The 22,720-nt window shown below is 53.9% G+C and carries 19 protein-coding genes; 11 read left to right on the top strand and 8 right to left on the bottom strand.

Annotated features, from left to right (window positions below; translation table 11 throughout):
• Position 1: 1 nt before the first annotated feature.
• Positions 2 to 1,096 (top strand): sugar kinase, encoded by a 1,095-nt coding sequence (locus OGV83_RS11850; RefSeq protein ID WP_024130172.1) that lies wholly within the window; start codon positions 2 to 4, stop codon positions 1,094 to 1,096.
• A gap of 205 nt (positions 1,097 to 1,301) precedes the next feature.
• Here OGV83_RS11850 and OGV83_RS11845 read toward each other — a convergent pair whose 3' ends face one another.
• The 6 genes from OGV83_RS11845 to fruB all read right to left on the bottom strand — a co-directional run bounded on the left by OGV83_RS11845 (position 1,302) and on the right by fruB (position 8,637).
• Positions 1,302 to 2,552, bottom strand: a complete 1,251-nt coding sequence (locus tag OGV83_RS11845) for a NupC/NupG family nucleoside CNT transporter (protein ID WP_112001909.1) — start codon at positions 2,550 to 2,552, stop codon at positions 1,302 to 1,304.
• Positions 2,553 to 2,638: 86 nt separating this feature from the next.
• Entirely contained in the window at positions 2,639 to 3,574 is a 936-nt protein-coding gene (locus tag OGV83_RS11840) for a pseudouridine-5'-phosphate glycosidase (protein WP_012131595.1), read from the bottom strand.
• Positions 3,562 to 4,503: a pseudouridine kinase gene (locus OGV83_RS11835; RefSeq protein ID WP_012131594.1), complete on the bottom strand. Its 942-nt coding sequence runs from the start codon at positions 4,501 to 4,503 to the stop codon at positions 3,562 to 3,564. The genes OGV83_RS11840 and OGV83_RS11835 overlap by 13 nt, the downstream gene beginning before the upstream one ends.
• Positions 4,504 to 4,860: 357 nt before the next feature.
• Positions 4,861 to 6,552: a PTS fructose transporter subunit IIBC gene (gene fruA / locus OGV83_RS11830; protein WP_012131593.1), complete on the bottom strand. Its 1,692-nt coding sequence runs from the start codon at positions 6,550 to 6,552 to the stop codon at positions 4,861 to 4,863.
• Positions 6,553 to 6,568: 16 nt separating this feature from the next.
• On the bottom strand, positions 6,569 to 7,507 hold the full coding sequence (gene fruK / locus OGV83_RS11825; protein WP_012131592.1) for a 1-phosphofructokinase: 939 nt from the start codon (positions 7,505 to 7,507) through the stop codon (positions 6,569 to 6,571).
• Positions 7,507 to 8,637, bottom strand: coding sequence for a fused PTS fructose transporter subunit IIA/HPr protein (gene fruB / locus OGV83_RS11820; protein WP_110494021.1), 1,131 nt, complete (start codon positions 8,635 to 8,637; stop codon positions 7,507 to 7,509). The genes fruK and fruB overlap by 1 nt, the downstream gene beginning before the upstream one ends.
• A 369-nt stretch (positions 8,638 to 9,006) precedes the next feature.
• Here fruB and setB point away from each other — a divergent pair, with 369 nt between their 5' ends.
• Complete coding sequence (setB, locus tag OGV83_RS11815; RefSeq protein ID WP_047462472.1) at positions 9,007 to 10,188, top strand: sugar efflux transporter SetB; 1,182 nt, start codon at positions 9,007 to 9,009, stop codon at positions 10,186 to 10,188.
• On the opposite strand, the gene OGV83_RS11810 is transcribed toward setB, so the two are convergent.
• Positions 10,185 to 10,439 (bottom strand): YkgJ family cysteine cluster protein, encoded by a 255-nt coding sequence (locus OGV83_RS11810; protein ID WP_024130170.1) that lies wholly within the window; start codon positions 10,437 to 10,439, stop codon positions 10,185 to 10,187. The two genes, setB and OGV83_RS11810, sit on opposite strands and share 4 nt — an antisense overlap.
• A gap of 152 nt (positions 10,440 to 10,591) precedes the next feature.
• On the opposite strand from OGV83_RS11810, the gene yeiP reads away from it, so the two are divergent.
• Positions 10,592 to 11,164: an elongation factor P-like protein YeiP gene (gene yeiP / locus OGV83_RS11805; protein ID WP_012131588.1), complete on the top strand. Its 573-nt coding sequence runs from the start codon at positions 10,592 to 10,594 to the stop codon at positions 11,162 to 11,164.
• A 67-nt stretch (positions 11,165 to 11,231) separates the two neighbouring features.
• On the opposite strand, the gene uxuA is transcribed toward yeiP, so the two are convergent.
• On the bottom strand, positions 11,232 to 12,422 hold the full coding sequence (uxuA, locus tag OGV83_RS11800; protein ID WP_012131587.1) for a mannonate dehydratase: 1,191 nt from the start codon (positions 12,420 to 12,422) through the stop codon (positions 11,232 to 11,234).
• 204 nt (positions 12,423 to 12,626) lie between these two features.
• Here uxuA and OGV83_RS11795 point away from each other — a divergent pair, with 204 nt between their 5' ends.
• From OGV83_RS11795 to OGV83_RS11760, 8 genes are all read left to right on the top strand, one after another.
• Positions 12,627 to 14,093 carry a mannitol dehydrogenase family protein gene (locus OGV83_RS11795; protein ID WP_200096714.1) on the top strand — a complete coding sequence of 489 codons (1,467 nt, stop codon included), beginning with the start codon at positions 12,627 to 12,629 and terminating at the stop codon, positions 14,091 to 14,093.
• 119 nt (positions 14,094 to 14,212) lie between these two features.
• On the top strand, positions 14,213 to 15,199 hold the full coding sequence (locus OGV83_RS11790) for a CobW family GTP-binding protein (protein WP_012131585.1): 987 nt from the start codon (positions 14,213 to 14,215) through the stop codon (positions 15,197 to 15,199).
• 28 nt (positions 15,200 to 15,227) lie between these two features.
• Positions 15,228 to 15,947, top strand: a complete 720-nt coding sequence (locus tag OGV83_RS11785) for a phosphatase PAP2 family protein (RefSeq protein ID WP_047462461.1) — start codon at positions 15,228 to 15,230, stop codon at positions 15,945 to 15,947.
• Between the two features lie 413 nt (positions 15,948 to 16,360).
• Positions 16,361 to 16,930: a bifunctional murein DD-endopeptidase/murein LD-carboxypeptidase gene (gene mepS, locus OGV83_RS11780; RefSeq protein ID WP_012131581.1), complete on the top strand. Its 570-nt coding sequence runs from the start codon at positions 16,361 to 16,363 to the stop codon at positions 16,928 to 16,930.
• 188 nt (positions 16,931 to 17,118) lie between these two features.
• On the top strand, positions 17,119 to 18,675 hold the full coding sequence (locus OGV83_RS11775) for a cyclic di-GMP phosphodiesterase (RefSeq protein WP_286463638.1): 1,557 nt from the start codon (positions 17,119 to 17,121) through the stop codon (positions 18,673 to 18,675).
• A 109-nt stretch (positions 18,676 to 18,784) separates the two neighbouring features.
• Positions 18,785 to 20,599: an extracellular solute-binding protein gene (locus OGV83_RS11770; RefSeq protein WP_286463636.1), complete on the top strand. Its 1,815-nt coding sequence runs from the start codon at positions 18,785 to 18,787 to the stop codon at positions 20,597 to 20,599.
• The gene (locus tag OGV83_RS11765) at positions 20,600 to 21,694 is read left to right on the top strand and encodes a microcin C ABC transporter permease YejB (RefSeq protein WP_012131578.1); all 1,095 of its coding nucleotides are present in this window, start codon (positions 20,600 to 20,602) and stop codon (positions 21,692 to 21,694) included.
• Positions 21,694 to 22,719: an ABC transporter permease gene (locus OGV83_RS11760; protein ID WP_060815836.1), complete on the top strand. Its 1,026-nt coding sequence runs from the start codon at positions 21,694 to 21,696 to the stop codon at positions 22,717 to 22,719. Before OGV83_RS11765 ends, OGV83_RS11760 begins: the two co-directional genes overlap by 1 nt.
• The last annotated feature ends 1 nt before the right edge of the window (position 22,720 follow it).

The raw sequence follows: 22,720 nt of genomic DNA, 5'->3' as shown, positions 1-22,720 counted from the left end.
GATGAACGACAGGGAAAAGCAGATCCTCAAGATCCTGCGCCGCAATCCGCTCATTCAGCAAAATGAAATCGCTGATATTTTGCAGATCAGTCGCTCACGCGTGGCGGCCCATATTATGGATCTGATGCGCAAAGGGATGATCAAAGGCAAAGGCTATATCCTCACCGAGCAGGAGTATTGCGTGGTGGTCGGGGCGATCAATATGGATATTCGCGGCGTGGCGGATATCCATTATCCGCAGGCGGCTTCCAACCCTGGCAGCATTCACTGTTCTGCTGGCGGCGTGGGGCGCAATATTGCGCATAATCTGGCGCTGCTGGGTCGCGATGTGCATTTGCTCTCTGCGGTCGGTAGCGATTTTTATGGTGAAACGCTGCTGGAGCAGACTCGTCAGGCTGGCGTGAACATCTCCAGCTGTATCCGTCTGCATGGGCATAACACTTCAACCTATCTGTCCATCGCCAACCAGCAGGAAGAGACAGTGCTGGCGATTAACGACACCCACATTCTGCAACAGCTGACGCCGCAGTTGCTGAATAGCTCGCGGGATCTGATCCGTCACGCTGGCGTGGTGCTGGCGGACTGCAACCTGACGCCGGAAGCCATCGAATGGGTCTTTACCATTGCGGATGAAATCCCGGTCTTTATTGATACCGTTTCAGAGTTCAAAGCGGAAAAAATCAGGACCTGGTATTCACGCATTCATACGCTAAAACCCACGCAAAAAGAGCTGGAGATTCTGTGGGGGAAAGCGGTGCGTTCCGATGCCGACCGTGTACAGGCCGTCAATGACCTGCATCAGCAAGGCGTACAGCGAATCTTCGTTTGCCTGGAAGATGAAGCGGTCTTTTGTAGCGAGAAAAATGGCGAGCAGTTTTTACTCACCCCGCCGTCTCACACCCGCGTGGACAGCTTCGGCGCGGATGATGGCTTCATGGCCGGGTTGCTCTACAGCTTTCTGGAGGGAAGTGATTTTCGCGATAGCGCGAATTTCGCAATGGCCTGCGCGGCGTTATCGCGCGCCAGCATCAGCATTAACAACCCCACCCTCTCCGCCGATAACGCGCTTTATCTGCTGAAAACAACCCTGGCATAATGCCTGATGGCGCTGCGCTTATCAGGCCTACGGGGTGCGTCACTATGGGTCGGATATGCCTGATGGCGCTACGCTTATCAGGCCTACGGAGTGCGTCACTGTGGGTCGGATATGCCTGATGGCGCTGCGCTTATCAGGCCTACGGAGTGCGTTACTGTAGGCCGGATAAGGCGAAGCCGCCATCCGGCAAAATCGTCTACTACAACTACGCCAGCCCGATAAAGAACCCCGCGATAGTAGCGCTCATCAGGTTAGAGAGCGTTGCCGCCGCCAGCGCACGCATTCCTAGCTGAGCGATTTCCGGCGCACGCTGCGGCGCAATCGCAGAAAACGCGCCAACCACCACGCCAATCGAACCAAAGTTGGCAAAGCCACACAACGCGAAAGAGATGATCGCTATCGTCTTCACATCCAGCGTACCGGCAGCTTGCAGATACGGAGAGAAGTTGAGGTAAGCGACAAACTCGTTAATCGCCAGTTTTTGTCCAATCAGGCTACCGGCAAGCGTCGCATCGCTCCAGTCCACGCCCATAATCCAGGCCAGCGGCGCTAAAACCCAGCCGAAGATCCCTTCTAGCGTGGCGTGACCAAAGCCGAACCAGCCGCCAATGCCGCCGATGATGCCGTTAATCAGCGCGATAATCGCCACAAACGCCATCACCACCGTCGCTACACCAGCGGCGATTTTCAGCCCGGTCATCGCGCCGCTGGCCGCCGCTTCAATGATGCTTTTTGGCGGCGTTTCGGTAAACGACAGATTTTCAAACGTCACTTTAGACTCTTCCGTCGCCGGGCTCAGCATACGGGCAAACAGAATGCCGCCAGGGATCGCCATTAAGGACGCCGCCAGCAGATAATCAATCGGCACCCCCATTCCGGCATAGCCAATCATCATCGAACCGGCGATTGAGGCCATGCCGCTACAAATGGCGGTAAACAGCTCGTTGCGGTTGAGACGATCGATAAACGGCTTAACAATCGCCGGGATCTCGTTTTGCCCGAGGAAAATGGTAGTGACCGCAACGAACGACTCGATCTTGCTGATGTTCAGCGCTTTCTGGAAAATACCGCCGAGGATACGGATCAGCAGTCCCATCACGCCAATGTAGTAAAGCAAGCTGATCAGCGCAGTCACAAAGATGATGGCAGGCAACACGCGAAAGGCGAAGATAAACCCGGCGCCGTCAAACAGCACATCCATTTTTGGCCCTACTAATGAGCCAAAGATAAATGCGCTACCCGCGTCGCTGTAGGACATCACCTTGTGGACGCCAAGCGCGGCCTGCTCCACCAGCCATTTCCCCGGCGGGAAATAAAGCATGATCCCACCGATGGCGATTTGCAGCACCAGCGCCGCGCCAACGGTACGCAGGCTGATACGTTTTTTATTCACTGACAGCAGAAATGCGATTGCCAGTAGTACCACCATACCCACAACACTTCTCATTATATCCATAATGATTTTCCCTTCATGCCAGGAAACCCGGCGTGAAAGCCAGGTTTTGATATCGTGGGCGACCGCTCTCTGCCCGTGCGTTTTTATCAGGCGAGGCGTTGATATTCCTTCGCTATTTCACAGGCCAGTACAGCGTTGTTGAACACCAGTTGGATATTGGATTTCAGGCTATCGCCGCCGGTCAGTTCCGCCACGCGCGCCAGCAAGAATGGCGTGCTTTCTTTCCCCACGACGCCCTGCTCTTCCGCTTCTTTCACGGCCTGATCGATCGCCGCGTTGATTTTCTCTTCCGCCATCGCAAACTGTTCCGGGATCGGGTTTGCCACAACCAGACCACCGTTCAGGCCGGTTTGCCATTTCACCGCCATTGCGCGGGCGATGTCTTGCGCGCTGTCCAGGCGGATACTGACGTCAAACGGGCTGGTACGGCAGAAAAATGCCGGTAATGCCTGGGTCTGATAGCCAATTAACGGCACGCCAAAAGTCTCTAAATATTCGGTGGTTAATCCCAGGTCGAGAATTGATTTCGCCCCTGCACAAACCACCGTGACATTGGTATGCGCCAGCTCCTGCAAGTCAGCAGAAATATCAAACGTATGTTCTGCGCCACGATGTACGCCACCGATACCGCCGGTTGCAAATACTTTAATTCCGGCCAGTGCGGCAATAATCATGGTGGATGCGACCGTCGTTGCGCCATTTTTTCCAGCGGCAACCACAAACGGTAAGTCACGACGACTGACTTTTGTAACGTTATGTCCTTCACGACCTAATAATTCAATTTCTTCTTTATTCAGGCCCACTTTCATTACACCGCCAATAATGGCAATGGTTGCGGGCACGGCGCCATGCTTACGAATGGTTTCTTCAACTTCAATTGCCGTTTGCGCATTTTGCGGAAAAGGCATGCCGTGGGAAATAATGGTTGATTCCAGCGCAACAATGGGTTTCTTACTCTTTAATGCGTCCTGTACTTCTGGCGAAATTTGTAATAATTCAGAGGAAAGAGTTAATTCAGACATTCTGTGTTCTCCACTAACGATGTAACATTCGCGACAGATAAATCAGGGTTATTGGTATATTCACAGGCAAGCGCCATTGATGAACAACCCTGTGCAAATCGAACCGAATCTATAAAGGGTAAGCCGTCCATCCAGCAGGCGGCGAGTCCCGCCATCATGGCGTCGCCAGCGCCGGTCACATTGACGACGTTGGTTTTAATGGGGAGCGACCAGCCGTTTTCGCCGTTGATATCGCTGTAATAAACGCCGTCGCCACCCATACTAAGCACCAGACGGTTCAGGCCATGTTCATGAAACCATGCCGCAACGCTCCCGACATCTTCCCGCCCGGAGAGGGGAATGCCGCTAAGGGTTTCAGCTTCAAGCCGGTTGGGTTTCAGCGTGTGAATTTTGCCAAGTCGCTCGCGAATTTTGACACACTTCCAGGCAGAAACCGGATCAACAAATACCGGCACATCGCCTGCATTTTCCAGCACCCAGTTCAGTGCCTCTTCGCTGATATTACAATCGGCGACAATCACTTTTGCCCCACGAATAAAATCAGCATGCTGTGATAAAAATTCAGCCGAAATAAAGTCGGTAATGCTCATGTCATTTATGGCGACCAGCATTTCTCCGGTATTGTCGAGCAGGGATAAGTAACTTGACGTATTTTCTCCCGGCACAATCAGACATTTATCAACGTGCACACCGGATTGATTCGTTTGCGCCATCAATGACTGCCCATAGAAATCACTCCCGACGGCCGTCAGTAGCCATGAGTTTTTTCCCAGCAGCGCCAGATTATGCGCAATATTGCGCCCCACGCCGCCGGGGGTAAATTTTATTTTCCCCGGATTGGAGTCCGCATAATTTAAAGAAGCATGCGAATACCCGGCAACATCCATATTGGCTGAGCCAATCGTCACTATGTATTCCGTTTCACGCATAGAACGTCCTCTGGCATTAAGCTGCCATAACAATGAGTTCGTTAAGAATAACCACCGCCACAATCGAGATTATTAGAGCACATGTTCATATTAAAACATGTGTTCATGATATGCGTGTTTTTGATAAAGTAAATCCATCCGCAAGCCCTAAAGCGAATAGATATGAACAGAGTCACAATTTTTTATAGATACAGTTTGCAAGGGAGGAAAAAGTTGCGAGCCAGGACACAAAATGGGGGGGATAAAAAAGGCAGAAAAATGCCGGATGACGACGCTAATGCGTTTTATCCGGCCTACAGGATCGGTATCCGTAGGCCGGATAAGGCGCTCACGCCACCATCCGGCACAAGGTTTACATTATGCCGCTTTCGCGATAACTTCAGCTTCCGGGCGTTTCAGGAACGCATAGGCCAGACCGGCAACCAGCGTACCCGCAACAATCGCCAGCAGATAGCCCAGCACCGGTGTAATCGCGCCAGGAATCAGCAGCACAAACAGACCGCCGTGCGGCGCCATCAGTTTCGCGCCAACCCACATTGAGATTGCGCCTGTCAGCGCGCCGCCGACGATACAGCATGGCAGGACACGCATCGGGTCACGCGCCGCAAACGGGATCGCGCCTTCGGTAATGAAGCACAGCCCCAGCACCAGCGCGGCTTTGCCCCCTTCCTGCTGCGCCTTGTCGAACTTACGACGCGCAACCAGAGTTGCCAGCCCAAGAGCCAGCGGAGGAACCATGCCTGCCGCCATAATCGCCGCCATCGGCGCATAAGTCTGGGTACTCAGCAGACCAACACCGAACGCATACGCCGCTTTGTTAACCGGGCCGCCCATATCAGTACACATCATACCGCCGAGGATCGCGCCCAGCAGTACCGCATTCGCCGTCCCCATCGTTTGCAGCCAGTGAGTCAGCCCTTCCAGAATGCCGGCAACCGGTTTACCGATAAGGTAAATCATCGCCAGACCGACAATCAGACTGGAAATCAGTGGAATGATCAGGATCGGTTTCAGCGCTTCCATACTCTGCGGAAGTTTTAGTTTAGTGCTGATAAGTTTCGCGACATAACCGGCCAGGAAGCCCGCGATAATACCGCCGATAAAGCCAGATCCGGTGCTCACCGCCAGCATACCGCCGATAAGACCCGGCGTCAGGCCTGGACGATCCGCAATGGAAAACGCGATATATCCCGCCAGCACTGGCACCATTAGCGCGAAGGCGGAACCGCCGCCGATCTGCATCAGCGCCGCAGCCAGCGTACCTTCTTCTTTAAACGCCTCAATACCAAACGCAAAGGAGAGCGCGATACACAACCCACCCGCAACCACCATTGGCAGCATGTAGGAAACGCCCGTCAGCAGATGGCGATATGCGCCAGCGCTCTCTTTTTTCCCTTCTGTCGCAGCGGCCTGCGCTTTGCCCGTAGGCGCATACGGCGTCGCTTCCGCTACGGCTTTGTCCAGTTCCTGCGCGGTTTTCTTCAGCGCCAGGCCGGTTGATGTACGGTACATCGGTTTTCCGGCAAACTTCGCCAGATCCACTTCGATGTCAGCCGCCACGATCACCAGATCCGCTTCCGCAACCTCTTCCGGCGTGATGGCATTGCCTGCGCCCACGGAGCCACGGGTTTCGACCTTCACCCACCAGCCACGTTTTTTCGCTTCGGTTTCAATCGCTTCAGCCGCCATAAAGGTATGCGCGACGCCTGTCGGACACGCCGTCACCGCCACGACGCGTTTCGGGCCGCTGGCCGCTGCCGGGGCGGCAACCGCTGTCGGCGCGCTGTATGGCGTCGCGTGTCCTTTCGCTTCATTGAGGAACAGTTCCGGGTGCGCCACGGCACGGGCAATATCGCCCAACCAGACTTTTTTACCGTTCAGCGCGCTGTCGTTCGGCACAGCGTCAGCCAACACAATGGCTAACTCTGCGTCATTCGGATTGTCGATAATTTCCAGATTTGCTTTATGTGCCGCCGCGCCGAGCAGGGTCTTCGCCATGTAAGCGCGAGCCTGGCCGAGATTGGCGTCAATAATCAGCAGCGTTTTCATTATGCCTCTCCTGCTGTCAGTTAAACGGTTTTAAGTCGACGCGCGCCATCATTGCGGCCAACTGAGGACGATCGGTAATGCCCACATTGCTCTGGCTTACCGCAAGCGCGGCAACGGCTGTCGCCAGACGCAACGTATGTTCACTGGATTCACGCATCAGCAGGCCGTAAATCAGACCGCCAACCATAGAATCCCCTGCACCTACGGTACTCACCACATCAACGGACGGTGGCTTCGCGATCCATTCGCCGGATGCGTTCACCCACAGCGCCCCTTCCGCACCGAGAGAGATCACCACATGCGCAATACCTTGCTCACGCAGGGCGTGCGCCGCGTCGATCACATCTTTCATTTCCGGCAGCTTACGGCCTGCCCAGATTTCTAATTCACGGCGGTTCGGTTTCACCAGCCACGGCGCCGCTTTCAGACCCGCCACCAACGCTTCGCGACTACTATCAAAGATAATGCATGGGCACTGGCTACGCAGACGCGTCATCCAGTCGGTAAACGCTTCCGGGCTGACGCCTGTCGGCAAGCTGCCGCTGACGCAGACCATATCGAACTGACCCAGCCAGCTCAGCGAATCGTTCACAAAACGTTCCCAGTCAGCCGGAGTCACGTCAAAACCGGAGAAGTTAAAGTCGGTCACTTCACCGTCTTTTTCCGTCAGCTTAACGTTGATGCGGGTGCGCCCCTGCACCACCTGAAAACGGTTGGCAATGCCCAGCTCGCTGAACAACTGCTGGAAACCGTCCTGGTTGTCTTTACCCAGGAAACCGCCAACCGTGACATCAATACCTAAATCTTTCAGAACCCTGGCAACGTTGATGCCTTTACCCGCCGCATGCAGACCCGTGGTTTTCACCAGGTTCACTTCGCCGCGTTCAATCTCCGGGCAGAAACCGACCAGGTCGTATGCCGGATTAAGGGTGATAGTAGCAACACGTCTGCTCATTACGCGCCCTCCCCAAGACCAGCGGCAATGGCGTCGCCAATCGCTTTCAGCGCCTGTTCAGCATCTTCGCCCTGCGCCGTAAAGCGCAGGCGATGGCCTTTCTTCACGCCCAACGCCACCACTTTCATCAAACTACGTCCATTTGCCGGTTTTCCGGTTCCATCAAGGTTTGCCACGGTAATTTCGCTATTAAATTGTTTAATGGTATTCACCAGCATGGTGCCCGGACGGGCGTGTAAGCCATGCTCATTGCGCACGACAAATTCGGCGCTCAGCACGTCGTCAGTCAATGCTTCATCACTGGTCAGCAGCGCCAGCACGGTGGCGGCATCCGCTTTCAGCAAACGGTCAGCTTTATTGTTCAGCAGCAGATCGCCAAGGCGCTTCAGCACGGCGACGGGCTGATCGTCATTCATCGCGACGGTCACCAGCAGCGCAGCCGCTTCGCCCTCTACGTCAAACGCCGTAGCCGCACGGCTCACAGCGATAGCGCTGCGCAGGTTGCCGTCCGCGCTGTCGTTCAGCCAGATGCCCTGGCCGAGATTCATCGGCTGTTCATTGATGGTTCTGGCGACAAACGCGGCATCCACAGCGCCTGCTTCTTTCAGGCGCGCGGCGTTCAGCGCCTGTAGCGTCACCAGGTCGCTGGCCGTCACATCCAGCGTCAGGGTGTCGTTATCCAGCTTCAGCTGTTCGCTCTGCTTTTCACCCATCAGCAACGCGCGCAGTTCTTCTGCCGTCGTGGCGGATTTCAGCTGTTCAGCCACAGCGTCATCGCTTAATACGTGCGTCAGCTGACGCAGCAACCCGAGATGCTCATCGGAGCTGGCGGCAATACCAATCGCCACATAGGCCACTTGCCCTTCGCCCCAGGTTACGCCCTGCGGAAACTGGAACACCTGCACGCCAGTTTTCAGCACCTGATCGCGCGTGTCGGTCGTTCCGTGCGGAATGGCGATACCGTTGCCAAGGAAAGTGGATGTCTGTTGCTCACGCGCCAGCATGCCGTCGACATAGCCGTCTGCGACGTTGCCCGCCTGCACTAACGCAGCGGCAACCTGGCGAATGGCCTCTTCTTTGTTTCCGGCCTGTTCGCCCGGATGAATGTCCTGAACCGATAACTGGAACATAGTTCTCCTCTCCTGCTGAACTTGAAACGATTCAGCTAACATGAGAAAAAAGGCGCTAATCTGACTTGTAACCAAAAACAAAATAGCGCTGAAACGTTTCAAGAAGTCTTGCGCTTTCTGCTTCAGCACGCAAGTAAAGTCGTAAAATTGATGACAGAATTTAGAGATAAAGCACACTTTTCATTCAGGCAGGTAATAAATGCTGAAGTGAATTGCCCGTAAAACGATCTGTTTCAGCACCGTCAGCATCTTCCCTTCATAGACTGAAATGCTATTTTGATTTTTTGTGGCGATTTTGATTTGGGCACCTGTTTATTTCCTGACGAGCAGCGTAAACTCCGCGTCTCTTCACACCACTGATACAGAAACATGCATAACACCCCCGTTGCCGCCACACCAAAAACGTTTGATTTGACGTCTTCGGCATTCCTGCTCGTCGCGTTTCTGACGGGTATCGCCGGTGCGTTACAGACGCCGACGCTCAGTCTTTTTCTGACGGATGAGGTACACGCTCGTCCGGGGATGGTTGGCTTCTTTTTTACCGGCAGCGCCGTTATCGGCATTCTGGTGAGCCAGTTTCTGGCCGGGCGCTCCGACAAAAAAGGCGATCGCAAAAGCCTGATCGTTTTTTGCTGTGTGCTGGGCATGTTGGCCTGCGTACTGTTTGCCTGGAACCGCAACTATTTTATTTTGCTGTTCGTCGGCGTTTTCCTGAGTAGTTTTGGTTCGACCGCGAACCCGCAAATGTTCGCCCTTGCCCGCGAACATGCCGATCGCACCGGTCGCGAAGCCGTGATGTTCAGCTCGATATTGCGCGCCCAGGTTTCGCTGGCGTGGGTGATCGGGCCGCCGCTGGCCTATGCGCTGGCGATGGGGTTCAGCTTTACCGTGATGTACCTGAGCGCGGCGGCGGCGTTTGTCGTCTGTGGCGTAATGGTCTGGCTGTTTTTACCGTCAATGCGTAAAGATGCGCCACTTGCTGCCGGAACCCTTGAAGCGCCGCGCCGTAATCGCCGCGATACGCTGCTGCTCTTTGTTATCTGCACATTAATGTGGGGAACCAACAGCCTCTATATCATTAATATGCCGCTGTTTATCATTAACGAACTGCATCTGCCGGAAAAACTTGCCGGCGTCATGATGGGGACTGCCGCCGGGCTGGAAATTCCCACCATGTTGATTGCAGGCTATTTTGCTAAACGTCTGGGGAAACGCCTGCTGATGCGGATCGCCATCGTGGCGGGGTTCTGCTTTTACGCGGGTATGCTGCTGGCGCACTCGCCTGTCGTTCTGCTCGGCTTGCAGTTGCTGAACGCAATTTACATCGGCATTCTCGGCGGCATCGGGATGCTCTATTTTCAGGATCTGATGCCCGGCCAGGCGGGTTCAGCAACCACGCTGTATACCAATACCATCCGCGTAGGCTGGATTATCGCCGGATCGCTGGCGGGGATTGCGGCGGAAATCTGGAATTACCACGCCGTATTCTGGTTTGCGCTGGTGATGGCCCTCGCGACGATGGTTTGTCTGGCACGCATTAAAGACGTTTAAGGCGCAGTAAGCGTTTCCAGTTCAATGAGGTAGATCATTGCCTGCGCCCTTGTCTGACCGCACATATCGGCGCTGGGTTGCAGGCCTGCGCAGACCTTTGGACGCAGCGGCGAACCGAAGATCTTACAGCGTTGATGTTCATCAAGCTGGACACACGGCGTGTTTGCGGGTTTACCGTCAGGCATACCCGGAATGGGGCTGGAGATTGAAGGCGCGGTGCAACATGCTCCGCAATCCGGGCGGCATTCCATACAGTATTCTCTATTCGTAAGCCACCGGACTGAAAGTGGGCGAACAGTATACACAAAATCATCCGGGATATGTGAATTCCACTTGCCTGAATCGCCCGGCGCGAGTAGTTTGACGCGATATTTTAGACATTCTCTACAACAGGATTTTTTCGATGCCAAGAGCGAACGAAATTAAAAAAGGTATGGTACTGAACTACAACGGCAAGCTGCTGATTGTAAAAGATATTGATATTCAGTCACCGACCGCCCGCGGTGCCGCGACGCTGTACAAAATGCGTTTTTCCGACGTCCGTACGGGTCTGAAAGTCGAAGAGCGTTTCAAAGGCGACGACATCGTTGATACCGTCACCCTGAGCCGCCGTGGCGTCGATTTCTCTTATATCGACGGCAACGAATATGTGTTCATGGATAAAGAAGACTATACCCCGTATACCTTCACCAAAGATCAGATTGAAGAAGAGCTGCTGTTTATTCCTGAAGGCGGAATGCCGGATATGCAGGTGCTGACCTGGGACGGTCAGTTGCTGGCGCTCGAACTGCCGCAGACGGTTGATCTGGAAATCGTGGAAACCGCACCGGGCATTAAAGGCGCGTCAGCCAGCGCCCGCAACAAACCCGCAACGCTGAGCACCGGTCTGGTGATTCAGGTGCCGGAATACCTGAGCGCCGGTGAAAAAATCCGTATTCACATTGAAGAACGTCGCTACATGGGCCGCGCGGACTAAGCGCCCGTTGCCGACGCACCAACAAAAAAGGACAGCCCTGGCTGTCCTTTTTTATGACCAACAGGTGTTACAGCAAATCGCGGAACTGGGTCTTTTTCAGCGCCAGTTCAACGCCACGAATTTCCGCCAGCCCTTTCAGACGACCAATAGCGGAGTAGCCGGGGTTGGTTTTCTTATGCAGATCGTCAAGCATCTGATGACCGTGATCCGGGCGCATTGGGATCGGACGCAGATCGCCTGCCAGCTTACGACGCTGTTCTTCCGTAAGAATTGCGGTAATCACCGCGACCATATCGACATCCCCTTGCAAATGCGCGCCTTCGTGGAAGGTTTTCGGGTTATCTTCACGGCAGGTTGAGCGTAAATGGGTAAAGTGAATGCGGTCGCCAAACGTCTCGATCATTTTCACCAGGTCGTTATCCGCGCGTACGCCGTACGAACCGGTACACATGGTGAACCCGTTGTTAATGCTGTCTACGGTTTCTTTCAGCCACTGCATATCTTCAATGGTAGAAACGATGCGCGGCAGGCCGAGGATGGGGCGCGGCGGATCGTCAGGATGCACCGCCAGGCGCACGCCGACTTCTTCTGCCACCGGCACAATCGCACGCAGGAATACCGCCATATTTTCGCGTAAATCCTCTTTGCTGATACCGTTATATTCCGCCAGACGCGCACGGAACTGATCCAGCGTATAACCCTCTTCAGCGCCAGGCAGCCCGGCGATAATATTCCGGGTCAGTTTTTCGATATCCGCAGCGCTCATGGCGTTGAAGTAGTCCAGCGCCTGGCGCTGTTCTTCTTCGCTGTAGTCCGCTTGCGCGCCGTCACGCTTCAGGATGTGCAGTTCGAAAGCCGCAAAGGCAATCTGATCGAAACGCAGCGCTCTGGAACCATCGGGCAACGGATATTCAAGGTCGGTACGCGTCCAGTCGAGAATCGGCATAAAGTTGTAGCACACGGTATCAATACCGCAGGCGGCCAGATTACGGATGCTTTGCTGATAGTTTGCAATCCAGGTCTGGTACTGCCCGGAGCGGGTTTTAATCTCTTCATGCACCGGAATACTTTCGACAACAGACCAGGTCAGCCCTTTCTCAGCCAGAATGGCCTGGCGCTTTTTAATCTCTTCAACCGGCCACACATCACCGTTCGGAATGTGGTGCAATGCCGTCACAACCCCCGTTGCGCCAGCCTGACGCACATCATCAAGCGATACCGGATCGTTAGGCCCGTACCAACGCCAGGTTTGTTCCATTGCTTCACCTCACAAGTTGTTATACCAAATTAGTTTACCTGAGTGATGACTACCATACAGGTATCGCGTAAATGGTCAACGCAGGGCGCATGATTGATTGATCCAGCTCACAATCCCCGGATAAATTCGGCATACCAATTCAATTTGGTGTCATATAACTTTACACTACCATTGTTAATTAATGGTTAATCAGGTGTGTTCTTAATGAAGACTATTGCCTCTGCCCCACTCCCGGAAGGCGTACTGACGCCCCGCTACGATCGACAACAACTACAAACCCGGATTGTGCACTTCGGTTTTGGCGCGTTTCACCGCGCCCATCAGGCATTATTGACCGACAGAGTGCTGAATGCGCAAGGCGGAGACTGGGGGATCTGCGAGATCAGCCTGTTCAGCGGCGATCGCCTGATGAGCCAGCTTCGCGAGCAGAATCACTTGTACACCGTGCTGGAAAAAGGCGCGAACGGCAATCAGGCGATTATCGTCGGCGTGGTCAAGGAGTGTCTGAACGCAAAGCTGGATTCGCTTGCCGATATTATCGAAAAGTTCTGCGAGCCGCAGGTGGCGATAGTGTCACTCACTATCACCGAAAAAGGATATTGCATCGATCCGGCAACCGGTTCGCTCGACGTGTCAAACCCTCGCATTATTCACGATATGCAACACCCCACGGAGCCGCACTCGGCGCCGGGGATTCTTGTGGAGGCCCTGCATCGTCGGCGTGAGCGCGGGTTGTCACCTTTCACGGTTCTCTCCTGCGATAACATCCCGGATAACGGCCATGTGGTTAAAAACGCCGTTCTGGGCATGGCGGAAAAACGCGCGGCGGAGCTGGCGGCGTGGATTCAGCAGCACGTCAGCTTCCCGGGAACGATGGTAGACAGAATCGTGCCTGCCGCCACAGAGGAATCACTGGACGAAATTACCCGCGAGCTGGGCGTCGCCGATCCCTGCGCCATCAGTTGCGAACCGTTTATACAGTGGGTCATTGAAGATAACTTTGTGGCAGGCCGCCCGCAGTGGGAAGTCGCTGGCGTGCAGATGGTTGATGACGTGCTGCCCTGGGAGCAAATGAAACTACGCATGCTCAACGGCAGCCATTCGTTCCTTGCGTATCTCGGCTATCTGGCCGGGTTCCAGCACATCAGCGATTGTATGCAGGACAGCGCGTTTCGCGAGGCCGCTTACCGCCTGATGATGAATGAACAGGCGCCGACATTGCGCATCACCAACGTCGATTTATCCCGCTATGCCGCCAGCCTGATTGAACGCTTCGCCAATCCGGCGCTGAAGCACCGGACCTGGCAAATCGCGATGGACGGCAGCCAGAAATTACCGCAGCGGATGCTGGAAGGCATTCGCGAACATCTGGCGCGTGGGAGTGACTGGCCGCTGCTGGCGCTGGGCGTCGCAGGCTGGATGCGCTACGTCAGCGGCGTGGACGACGCTGGTGCAACGATTGATATTCGGGACCCGCTCAGTGAAAAAATTCGCCTGCTTGTTGAAAGCAGCAGTGACGCGGAGCGGGTTAGCGCGCTGCTGTCGTTGCAGGAGGTTTTCGGCACGGATCTCGTGAAAAATCCCCTGTTTGTGCAGGCCATTGAGCAAGCCTGGCGGCGCATTGCGCAACATGGCGCGCATCAGGCGGTCATTGATACGTTAAAAAATTAACAATTTCTGTCTTTCCAGCGGATGAAAAAATTCTTCGTCCGCTCTGCCCTTCTCTTTTTCGTTTTTTTTCGCCAGGATTAGCACGAGCCGTTACGGCATATCATTATTCTGGAGCAGACGTGACCAAAACCAACCTCATTACCGGCTTTCTCGGCAGTGGAAAAACAACCTCTATTCTTCATCTGTTAGCCAACAAAGATCCTGCGGAAAAATGGGCCGTGCTGGTCAACGAATTTGGCGAAGTGGGCATTGACGGCGCACTGCTTGCGGACAGCGGTGCATTGCTGAAAGAGATCCCCGGTGGTTGCATGTGTTGCGTGAACGGATTACCAATGCAGGTGGGGCTAAATACCCTGCTGCGCCAGGGCAAGCCGGACCGCTTGCTGATCGAACCGACAGGACTTGGCCATCCGAAACAGATCCTCGATTTGTTAACCGCGCCGGTTTACGAGCCGTGGATCGACCTGCGCGCCACGCTGTGCATCCTTGATCCGCGTTTACTGCTGGATGAAAAGAGCGTCGCCAACGAAAACTTCCGCGACCAGCTGGCTGCCGCCGATGTCATCGTCGCGAATAAAACCGATCGCGCTACGCCGGAAAGCGAAAGCGCCCTGCAAACCTGGTGGCAACAGTACGGCGACAATCGTCAACTGGTTCATGCCGACCACGGGCAAATCAACGGACAGCTGCTGGATTTACCGCGCCAGAACCTGGCGGAACTGCCCGCCAGCGCCGCCCACACGCACCAGCATGCCGAAAGAAAAGGGCTCGCCGCGCTTAGCCTGCCGGCGCAACAGCGCTGGCGTCGCAGCCTGAACAGCGGCCAGGGGCATCAGGCCTGCGGCTGGATTTTTGATGCGGATACCGTGTTCGACACCATCGGCCTGCTCGAATGGGCGCGCCTCGCGCCGGTTGGACGAGTGAAAGGCGTTATGCGCATTAAGGAAGGTCTGGTGCGTATTAATCGTCAGGGTGACGATCTTCATATTGAGACCCAAAACGTCGCGCCGCCGGACAGCCGCATCGAACTCATCTCAGACCGTGAAACAGACTGGAACACATTACAGACCGCATTGTTGAAGCTTCGTTTAGCCGAGGACGCGTAAGGTTGCCTCCGTTTTACTGAATGGCGAGATGATAATGAAAACCCGGTATCCCCTCATACTGCTGATTAACGCTGCGGGTCTGGCGTTGTTTTTGTCGTGGTATATTCCAGTCAATCACGGATTCTGGTCTCCTCTCGACGCGAACATTTTCCACTTCTTTAACCAGAAGCTGGTTGAAAGCCGCGCATTTCTCTGGCTGGTGGCGATCACCAATAACCGGGCGTTTGATGGTTGCGCGCTGCTGGCGATGGGCTGCCTGATGCTGAGTTTCTGGTTAAAAGAGACCCCGGCGGGCCGTCGGCGTATTATCATCATCGGCCTGGTGATGCTTTTATCTGCGGTTGTGGTGAATCAGTTAGGCCAGGCGTTTATTCCGGTCAAACGCGCCAGCCCTACGCTGACGCTTGAAAATATTCACCGCGTCAGCGATCTCCTGCATATTCCCACCAAGGATGCGTCAAAAGACAGTTTCCCTGGCGATCACGGAATGATGCTGCTTATTTTTTCCGCATTTATGCTGCGTTATTTCGGAAAAGTCGCAGGTTTCATCGCCCTTATTATATTTGTGGTTTTTGCCTTTCCGCGCGTAATGATCGGCGCCCACTGGTTCACGGATATTGCGGTCGGTTCGCTGACAACGGTGCTGATTGGATTGCCCTGGCTGTTAATGACGTCGTTCAGCGATCGCGTGATACGGTTTTTCGATAATTATCTGCCCGGTAAAAACAAACAAAATTTAAACAAATAAATCACATCAATTAACATCGTCATCAGAGAGCGTTCTCACTCCTGATGGCGATCGTCGATTATTTCCCGCCCCGCCGTCATCTTCCTGTCATCTTCTTCCCGTTGAAAATGAACGCATTGCCTGTTATTCGCCTCATTTGCGTTTAATTTAGCCAATGCCACTAATTCACTTTCAGTATCATAATTTCTTATAAAAAATCCCGCCAAACTGCTCGCAATGGCAGCAACGATCGGGTAATCTTGAACTCGTTTTGCCTCGCTGGATAATTATTCTCTTTGCGAATAAATTTGTGCGTTCCGCCACAGATTTGACCTTAAAGAATTGTCTCATTGTGCGCAGGTAATTAGTCTCGTCACGTTTGGCATTTTTATAACGATATTTGTCGTTAAGGACTTCAAGGGAAAACAAACAACATGGTCAGGTCTCAACCGATTTTGAGATATATCCTGCGGGGAATTCCCGCGATTGCAGTGGCGGTTCTGCTTTCTGCATGTAGCACTACAAATACCGCAAAGAACGTGCATTCTGAGACGCATGCTGTGGGCAATGGAGATAACTCTTCACTGCAAGCCTCTCAGGATGAATTTGAAAATATGGTGCGTAACCTCGATGTTAAATCGCGGATTATGGATCAGTATGCTGACTGGAAAGGCGTGCGTTACCGCCTTGGCGGCAGCACCAAAAAAGGTGTCGATTGTTCCAGCTTTGTACAGCGTACATTCCGTGAACAATTTGGTTTAGAACTGCCTCGCTCAACCTATGAGCAGCAGGAAATGGGCAAATCCGTTTCGCGCAATAACCTGCGCACGGGCGATCTGGTTCTGTTCCGCGCCGGTTCGACGGGCCGTCATGTAGGCATCTACATCGGCAACAACCAGTTTGTTCATGCGTCTACCAGTAGCGGCGTTATTATTTCCAGCATGAACGAGCCTTACTGGAAAAAACGTTACAACGAAGGGCGCCGGGTTCTGAGCCGCAGTTAATTTTTCGTCTGACCGCTATCCCTTGGCAATCCTGACGAGACACATAAAAAGCACTGCTTCGGCGGTGCTTTTTTTGCGTTCTATCGCATCCCTGTAGAAAAGAATGACGATGCGGTTTAATCCAGGTTATAGTCTTTTAAATCAAGCATTTTAATCGCATTCGGTTACCTCAGGTAGAACCAGTAACTATGTTCACACGCGCCTCCTCGTCCTCGCGAAAAATCCTGCTCACCTGCATTCTCACAGGGGTCATCGTCGCGTTACTTATCAGTAGCCTGCAATTTTTAATGTCATGGCATAAACGTGAAGTCAAATACGACACGCTGATATCCGACGTACAACATTATCTGGTGAGCTACTTCGCCGACCTTAAAGCCACAACGGATGTGTTACAGCCCCTGACGCTTAATGACTGCCAGCAAGTCTCTTCCGAGCTGACCTCCCGCGCCGCTTTTAGCCTGAATGTGCGCGCCTTTTTGCTCGTCAAAGACAAAATCGCCTTCTGCTCGTCGGCAACCGGATCGATGGACACGCCGCTTACCGACCTGGTATCCAATATCGACATCCGCAAAGAGATTGATATGGCGATACTTCCCGGCACGCCGATGATGCCGGATAAACCGGCGATGGCGATTTGGTATCGCAACCCGTTATTAAAAGAGAGCGGCGTATTTACCTCGCTGAATATCAACCTGACGCCCTACCTTATTTACACCGCCCGACAGGAAGATTTTGATGGCATCGCATTAATTATTGGCGATACCGTGCTCTCGACGTTTTCTTCGCATTTAATGACCGTGAAAGAGCTGTCGGGCACGCCTTCGCGCCAGGCGACAATAAAAGGGCTGCCGCTGAAGATACAGCTATACGCAGACAGCTGGACCTATAACGACGTGGGCTATGCCCTGCTGCTGGGCAGTATGAGCGGTATCATCGCCGCCCTGCTCTGCTACTACATCAGCTCTATCCGCCTGAAACCGGGACGAGAGATCCTGGTGGCTATCAAGCGCGAACAATTTTATGTGGTCTATCAACCGGTCGTTGATACCCAAACGCTCAGGGTCACGGGTCTGGAAGTGCTGTTACGCTGGCGTCACCCTACGGCAGGCGAAATCCCGCCTGACGCGTTTATTCATTATGCGGAAGCCCAGCAGCTTATTGTGCCGCTCACCCAGCATCTGTTTAAACTCGTGGCGCGCGACGCCCCCGCGTTGCAGACGGTACTGCCTGTCGGGGCAAAGTTTGGCATCAATATCGCGCCTGACCACCTGCACAGCAACAGCTTTAAAGAGGACATCCGTCTCCTGGCGGAATCCTTACCGCCGCATCATTTTCAGATCGTACTGGAAATTACCGAACGCGATATGCTCAATCAACATGAAGCGGCTAAATTATTTGAGTGGCTGCACTGCGCTGGATTCGAAATCGCAATTGATGATTTTGGCACCGGCCATAGCGCCCTCATCTATCTGGAACGCTTTACGCTGGACTACCTGAAAATCGACCGGGGCTTTATTAATGCGATTGGTACGGAAACCGTGACCTCTCCAGTTCTGGATGCGGTTTTGATGCTCTCTAAGCGCCTGCATATGCTGACCGTTGCGGAAGGAGTGGAAACCCCGGAGCAGGCCCGATGGCTACGCGATCATGGCGTCAACTTCCTCCAGGGGTACTGGATTAGCCGCCCTTTAGCGCTTGAGGACTTCGTTCACTGGATGAATACCCGGCCCGCGCCGAAATGGTGACGGCACTCTTCTGCCCGAATGGATTCACAACAGAGGCTGCGTCACTTATTATTCAGGATTGACGCTTGCCTGACGGTGGCAGGTGATAAGAAAAGGAAACCATTTTCCGATGATTGCTCGCGTAATGCTTCTGTTTGTCGCCCTGGCCAGCTTTGGCGTACAGGCTCAGGCCATCAAAGAAAGTTACGCCTTTTCCGTGCTTGGCGAACCCAAATACGCCTTCAATTTTAATCATTTCGATTATGTCAATCCGGCGGCGCCAAAAGGGGGGCGGATAACGCTTTCCGCGACCGGGACATTCGATAATTTCAACCGCTATTCCATGCGCGGTAATCCTGGCGCACGTACCGAGCAGCTTTACGACACGCTTTTTACCACCTCTGACGACGAACCCGGCAGCTACTACCCGCTCATTGCCGACAACGCGCGATATGCGGAGGATTACTCCTGGGTGGAAGTGACCATCAACCCACGCGCCCGTTTTCATGATGGTTCGCCCATCACTGCCCGCGACGTCGCCTTCACCTTCCATAAATTTATGACTGAGGGCGTGCCGCAATTTCGTCTGGTGTACAAAGGCACGACCGTCAAAGCCATCGCTCCGCTTACCGTCCGCATTGAATTAGCCAAACCCGGTAAAGAGGATATGCTCAGCCTGTTTTCTTTACCGGTCATGCCGGAAAAATTCTGGAAGGATCATAAGCTCAGCGACCCACTCTCTAAGCCTCCTCTTGCCAGCGGCCCGTACCGCATAACCCAGTGGAAAATGGGCCAGTATATTGTCTATTCCCGGGTAAAAAACTATTGGGCTGCTAACCTGCCGGTAAACCGGGGGCGCTGGAACTTTGATACCATCCGCTACGACTATTACCTTGATGACAACGTTGCGTTTGAAGCCTTTAAGGCCGGGGCGTTTGACCTGCGTCTGGAGAATGACGCGAAAAACTGGGCAACGCGCTACACCGGTAAAAACTTTGATAACCATTACATCGTTAAAGACGAACAGAAAAATGAATCCGCACAGGATACGCGCTGGCTGGCCTTTAATATTCAGCGTCCGGTATTTAACGATCGTCGCGTGCGTGAAGCGATAACCCTGGCATTTGATTTCGAATGGATGAACAAGGCATTGTTTTATAATGCCTGGAGCCGGGCAAATAGCTATTTCCAGAATACCGAGTATGCCGCCAGAAACTACCCCAGTGCGGACGAACTGGTCTTACTCGCGCCCATGAAAAAGGATCTGCCGCCGGAGGTCTTTACCCGGATTTATCAGCCGCCAGTCTCAAATGGCGATGGCTACGATCGGGAAAACCTGCTGAAGGCCGATAAATTACTCACAGAGGAGGGATGGGTACTGAAAGGCCAGCGACGCGTTAACAGCGCGACCGGCAAAACGCTGAGCTTTGAACTGCTGCTTCCGGCAGGCGGCAACAGCCAGTGGGTTCTTCCCTTGCAGCATAATTTGCAGCGTCTTGGCATCACGATGAACATCCGCCAGGTTGATAACTCGCAAATCACCAACCGTATGCGCAGTCGCGACTACGACATGATGCCGCGACTGTGGCGCGCCATGCCGTGGCCCAGCTCCGATCTACAAATATCCTGGGCGTCTGAATACATTGACTCCAGCTATAACGCGCCAGGCGTGCAAAGCCCGGTCATTGATAAACTGATTGCCCAAATCATTGCCGCCCAGGGCGATAAAACGAAGCTGGTTCCCCTCGGGCGGGCGCTGGATCGGGTATTGACCTGGAATTACTACATGCTGCCAATGTGGTATATGGCGGAAGACAGGCTCGCCTGGTGGGATAAATTTTCCCATCCGGCCATTCGGCCGATCTACACCATTGGACTGGATACCTGGTGGTATGACGTCAACAAAGCGGCAAAACTTCCCGCCGCCAGACGACAGGGAGAATAAATGGGCGCCTACCTGATTCGACGTCTGTTACTGGTGATCCCGACGCTGTGGGCCATCATTACAATCAACTTTTTTATTGTCCAGATCGCACCGGGCGGCCCGGTTGACCAGGCGATCGCGGCCATTGAATTCGGCCAGTCTGGCGCCCTGCCCGGCGCCGGTAGCGAAGGCGTTCGCGCCAGCCACGCCCAGACCGGCGTAGGGAATATTAGCGACAGCCACTATCGCGGCGGACGTGGGTTAGATCCCGAGGTGATCGCGGAGATCACGCATCGCTACGGCTTTGATAAGCCTGTTCATGAGCGCTACTTTAAAATGCTCTGGGACTATGTTCGTTTCGATTTCGGCGACAGCCTGTTTCGCAGCGCATCCGTACTGACGTTAATCAAAGACAGTCTGCCCGTGTCCATTACGCTCGGATTGTGGAGTACGCTCATCATTTATCTGGTGTCGATCCCGTTGGGCATCCGCAAAGCGGTATATAACGGCAGCCGTTTCGACATCTGGAGCAGCGCTTTTATCATCGTTGGCTACGCTATCCCCGCCTTCCTGTTCGCCATCTTATTGATCGTTTTCTTTGCTGGCGGTAGCTATTACGACCTCTTCCCGCTGCGCGGCCTGGTATCCGCCAATTTTGATTCCCTGCCCTGGTATCAGAAAATTACCGACTACCTCTGGCATATCACGTTACCGGTACTGGCGACGGTGATCGGCGGGTTCGCCGCGCTGACCATGTTGACCAAAAACTCTTTTCTGGATGAAGTCCGCAAACAGTACGTTGTCACCGCGCGCGCAAAAGGGGTGAGCGAAAAAAACATTCTGTGGAAGCACGTTTTCCGCAACGCCATGCTGCTGGTGATCGCCGGTTTTCCGGCCACCTTTATCAGCATGTTTTTCACCGGTTCGCTGCTCATTGAAGTGATGTTTTCCTTAAACGGGCTGGGGTTGCTGGGCTACGAAGCGACCGTGTCACGCGACTACCCGGTAATGTTTGGCACGTTATACATTTTCACCCTGATCGGCTTGCTGCTGAATATCCTGAGCGATATCAGCTATACGCTGGTTGATCCACGCATTGATTTTGAGGGACGCTGATGCCGCGATTAAGCCCTGCAAACCAGGCCCGCTGGGCGCGTTTTCGTCATAATCGCCGGGGCTACTGGTCACTATGGATTTTCCTGGTGCTGTTTGGCCTGAGTCTGTGCGCCGAACTGGTCGCCAACGATAAACCGCTGCTGGTGCGCTATGAGGGAAGCTGGTACTTTCCGCTGGTCAAAAACTACAGCGAAAGCGATTTCGGCGGGCCGTTCGCAACGCAGGCGGATTATCAGGACCCCTGGCTGCAAAAGCAGCTTGAAAATCACGGATGGGTGCTGTGGGCGCCCGTGCGTTTTGGCGCCACCAGCATCAACTTTGCCACTGATAAACCCTTCCCCTCTCCGCCGTCCGCACAAAACTGGCTGGGAACCGATGCGAATGGCGGCGACGTGCTGGCGCGCATCCTCTACGGCACGCGAATCTCTATCCTGTTTGGTTTGATGCTTACCCTCTGTTCCAGCGTAATGGGCGTGCTGGCGGGCGCGTTGCAGGGGTATTACGGCGGAAAAATCGACCTGTGGGGGCAACGGTTCATCGAAGTGTGGTCAGGAATGCCGACGCTGTTTCTGATTATTCTGCTCTCAAGCGTGGTGCAACCCAATTTCTGGTGGCTGCTGGCTATTACCGTCCTGTTTGGCTGGATGAGCCTGGTCGGGGTGGTTCGCGCGGAATTCCTGCGCACACGCAATTTCGACTACATCCGCGCCGCGCAGGCGCTGGGCGTCAGCGATCGCAGCATTATCCTGCGTCACATGCTGCCCAACGCGATGGTCGCCACGCTGACCTTTTTACCGTTCATTTTGTGCAGCTCGATTACCACATTGACGTCGCTGGATTTTCTCGGATTTGGCCTGCCGCTCGGTTCCCCTTCCCTCGGCGAATTACTCCTGCAAGGTAAAAATAATTTGCAGGCGCCGTGGCTTGGGATCACCGCGTTCCTGTCCGTCGCGGTGTTATTGTCGCTGCTGATTTTTATTGGCGAAGCAGTACGCGACGCGTTTGATCCCAACAAGGCGGTATAAG

This window comes from Citrobacter sp. CK189 (genome assembly GCF_030333505.1).
Taxonomy (GTDB): domain Bacteria; phylum Pseudomonadota; class Gammaproteobacteria; order Enterobacterales; family Enterobacteriaceae; genus Citrobacter_B; species Citrobacter_B koseri.
This window is presented reverse-complemented; position numbering and strand designations above follow the sequence as displayed.

Coding starts and splice junctions, on each gene's coding strand:
- OGV83_RS11775 (WP_286463638.1), top strand. CDS start 17,119: ATGTTCACACGCGCCTCCTCGTCCTCGCGAAAAATCCTGCTCACCTGC.
- mepS (WP_012131581.1), top strand. CDS start 16,361: ATGGTCAGGTCTCAACCGATTTTGAGATATATCCTGCGGGGAATTCCC.
- OGV83_RS11845 (WP_112001909.1), bottom strand. CDS start 2,552: ATGGATATAATGAGAAGTGTTGTGGGTATGGTGGTACTACTGGCAATC.
- yeiP (WP_012131588.1), top strand. CDS start 10,592: ATGCCAAGAGCGAACGAAATTAAAAAAGGTATGGTACTGAACTACAAC.
- OGV83_RS11765 (WP_012131578.1), top strand. CDS start 20,600: ATGGGCGCCTACCTGATTCGACGTCTGTTACTGGTGATCCCGACGCTG.
- OGV83_RS11850 (WP_024130172.1), top strand. CDS start 2: ATGAACGACAGGGAAAAGCAGATCCTCAAGATCCTGCGCCGCAATCCG.
- OGV83_RS11840 (WP_012131595.1), bottom strand. CDS start 3,574: ATGTCTGAATTAACTCTTTCCTCTGAATTATTACAAATTTCGCCAGAA.
- OGV83_RS11760 (WP_060815836.1), top strand. CDS start 21,694: ATGCCGCGATTAAGCCCTGCAAACCAGGCCCGCTGGGCGCGTTTTCGT.
- OGV83_RS11770 (WP_286463636.1), top strand. CDS start 18,785: ATGATTGCTCGCGTAATGCTTCTGTTTGTCGCCCTGGCCAGCTTTGGC.
- OGV83_RS11835 (WP_012131594.1), bottom strand. CDS start 4,503: ATGCGTGAAACGGAATACATAGTGACGATTGGCTCAGCCAATATGGAT.
- OGV83_RS11810 (WP_024130170.1), bottom strand. CDS start 10,439: ATGGAATGCCGCCCGGATTGCGGAGCATGTTGCACCGCGCCTTCAATC.
- uxuA (WP_012131587.1), bottom strand. CDS start 12,422: ATGGAACAAACCTGGCGTTGGTACGGGCCTAACGATCCGGTATCGCTT.
- fruK (WP_012131592.1), bottom strand. CDS start 7,507: ATGAGCAGACGTGTTGCTACTATCACCCTTAATCCGGCATACGACCTG.
- OGV83_RS11785 (WP_047462461.1), top strand. CDS start 15,228: ATGATAATGAAAACCCGGTATCCCCTCATACTGCTGATTAACGCTGCG.
- OGV83_RS11795 (WP_200096714.1), top strand. CDS start 12,627: ATGAAGACTATTGCCTCTGCCCCACTCCCGGAAGGCGTACTGACGCCC.
- fruA (WP_012131593.1), bottom strand. CDS start 6,552: ATGAAAACGCTGCTGATTATTGACGCCAATCTCGGCCAGGCTCGCGCT.
- setB (WP_047462472.1), top strand. CDS start 9,007: ATGCATAACACCCCCGTTGCCGCCACACCAAAAACGTTTGATTTGACG.
- fruB (WP_110494021.1), bottom strand. CDS start 8,637: ATGTTCCAGTTATCGGTTCAGGACATTCATCCGGGCGAACAGGCCGGA.